This is a genomic window from Psychrobacillus sp. OK028, from assembly GCF_900103605.1.
In the GTDB taxonomy this organism is placed as follows: domain Bacteria; phylum Bacillota; class Bacilli; order Bacillales_A; family Planococcaceae; genus Psychrobacillus.
On the sequence record NZ_FNHY01000018.1, the window covers coordinates 1 to 2,901 of the forward strand.

Annotated in this window: 1 rRNA gene; it reads right to left on the minus strand. The window is 51.6% G+C overall.

The annotated features are described in order from the left end of the window. Positions 1–2,879, minus strand: a 23S ribosomal RNA gene (locus BLR36_RS18480); the annotation flags it as partial. Between the last annotated feature and the right edge of the window lie 22 nt (positions 2,880–2,901).

Below are 2,901 nucleotides of genomic sequence, written 5' to 3' on the forward strand. Positions count from 1 at the left end.
GCTTCCACCCCGAACCTATCTACCTCATCGTCTTTGAGGGATCTTACTTACTTGCGTAATGGGAAATCTCATCTTGAGGGGGGCTTCGTGCTTAGATGCTTTCAGCACTTATCCCGTCCACACATAGCTACCCAGCGATGCTCTTGGCAGAACAACTGGTACACCAGCGGTGTGTCCATCCCGGTCCTCTCGTACTAAGGACAGCTCCTCTCAAATTTCCTACGCCCACGACGGATAGGGACCGAACTGTCTCACGACGTTCTGAACCCAGCTCGCGTACCGCTTTAATGGGCGAACAGCCCAACCCTTGGGACCGACTACAGCCCCAGGATGCGATGAGCCGACATCGAGGTGCCAAACCTCCCCGTCGATGTGGACTCTTGGGGGAGATAAGCCTGTTATCCCCGGGGTAGCTTTTATCCGTTGAGCGATGGCCCTTCCATGCGGAACCACCGGATCACTAAGCCCGTCTTTCGACCCTGCTCGACTTGTAGGTCTCGCAGTCAAGCTCCCTTCTGCCTTTACACTCTTCGAATGATTTCCAACCATTCTGAGGGAACCTTTGGGCGCCTCCGTTACACTTTAGGAGGCGACCGCCCCAGTCAAACTACCCGCCTGACACTGTCTCCTACCCGGGTTACGGGTATGGGTTAGAATTTCAATACAACCAGGGCAGTATCCCACCGACGCCTCCTCCGAAGCTGGCGCTCCGGGCTCTAAGGCTCCTGCCTATCCTGTACAAGTTGCACCAAAATTCAATATCAAGCTATAGTAAAGCTCCACGGGGTCTTTCCGTCCTGTCGCGGGTAACCTGCATCTTCACAGGTACTATAATTTCACCGAGTCTCTCGTTGAGACAGTGCCCAGATCGTTACGCCTTTCGTGCGGGTCGGAACTTACCCGACAAGGAATTTCGCTACCTTAGGACCGTTATAGTTACGGCCGCCGTTTACTGGGGCTTCAATTCGCACCTTCGCTTGCGCTAAGCACTCCTCTTAACCTTCCAGCACCGGGCAGGCGTCAGCCCCTATACTTCACCTTACGGTTTTGCAGAGACCTGTGTTTTTGCTAAACAGTCGCCTGGGCCTATTCACTGCGGCTCTTCAGGGCTATTCACCCTAAAGAGCACCCCTTCTCCCGAAGTTACGGGGTCATTTTGCCGAGTTCCTTAACGAGAGTTCTCTCGCTCACCTTAGGATTCTCTCCTCGACTACCTGTGTCGGTTTGCGGTACGGGCACCTATCACCTCGCTAGAGGCTTTTCTTGGCAGTGTGAAATCAGGAACTCCGGACATACGTCCTCGCCATCACAGCTCAATGTTAGAGAATGCGGATTTGCCTACATTCACACCTTACTGCTTGGACATGCATAACCAACAGCATGCTTACCCTATCCTTCTGCGTCCCCCCATTACTCAAACGGTGGTTTGGTGGTACAGGAATATCAACCTGTTATCCATCGCCTACGCCTATCGGCCTCGGCTTAGGTCCCGACTAACCCTGAGCGGACGAGCCTTCCTCAGGAAACCTTAGTCATACGGTGGACGGGATTCTCACCCGTCTTTCGCTACTCATACCGGCATTCTCACTTCTAAGCGCTCCACCAGTCCTTCCGGTCTGACTTCAACGCCCTTAGAACGCTCTCCTACCACTGATACCAAAGGTATCAATCCACAGCTTCGGTGATTTGTTTAGCCCCGATACATTTTCGGCGCAGCGTCACTCGACCAGTGAGCTATTACGCACTCTTTAAATGATGGCTGCTTCTAAGCCAACATCCTGGTTGTCTAAGCAACGCCACATCCTTTTCCACTTAACAAATACTTTGGGACCTTAGCTGGTGGTCTGGGCTGTTTCCCTCTTGACTACGGATCTTATCACTCGCAGTCTGACTCCCAAACATAAATCATTGGCATTCGGAGTTTGTCTGAATTCGGTAACCCGGGATGGGCCCCTAGTCCAAACAGTGCTCTACCTCCAAGATTCTAACGTTTGAGGCTAGCCCTAAAGCTATTTCGGAGAGAACCAGCTATCTCCAGGTTCGATTGGAATTTCTCCGCTACCCACACCTCATCCCCGCACTTTTCAACGTGCGTGGGTTCGGACCTCCAGTAAGTGTTACCTTACCTTCATCCTGGACATGGGTAGATCACCTGGTTTCGGGTCTACGACCACATACTCATTCGCCCTATTCAGACTCGCTTTCGCTGCGGCTCCGTCTTCTCAACTTAACCTTGCATGTAATCGTAACTCGCCGGTTCATTCTACAAAAGGCACGCTATCACCCATTAACGGGCTCTAACTACTTGTAGGCACACGGTTTCAGGATCTATTTCACTCCCCTTCCGGGGTGCTTTTCACCTTTCCCTCACGGTACTGGTTCACTATCGGTCACTAGGTAGTATTTAGCCTTGGGAGATGGTCCTCCCGGATTCCGACGGAATTTCACGTGTTCCGCCGTACTCAGGATACACTCAAGAGAGAATGGATTTTGGACTACGGGGCTTTTACCCTATCCTGCGGACCTTTCCAGATCGCTTCATCTAATCCATTCCTTTGTAACTCTATGTAGAGTGTCCTACAACCCCAAGAGGCAAGCCTCTTGGTTTGGGCTATTCCCGTTTCGCTCGCCGCTACTCAGGGAATCGATTTTTCTTTCTCTTCCTCCAGGTACTTAGATGTTTCAGTTCCCTGGGTGTGTCTCAGATGCGCTATGTATTCACGCAAATGTACTGCTCCATTACGAACAGTGGGTTTCCCCATTCGGAAATCTCCGGATCAAAGCTCACTTACAGCTCCCCGAAGCATATCGGTGTTAGTGCCGTCCTTCGTCGACTCCTAGTGCCAAGGCATTCACCGTGCGCCCTTATTAACTTAACCTAAAAGTTAAAAAGTCTTACAC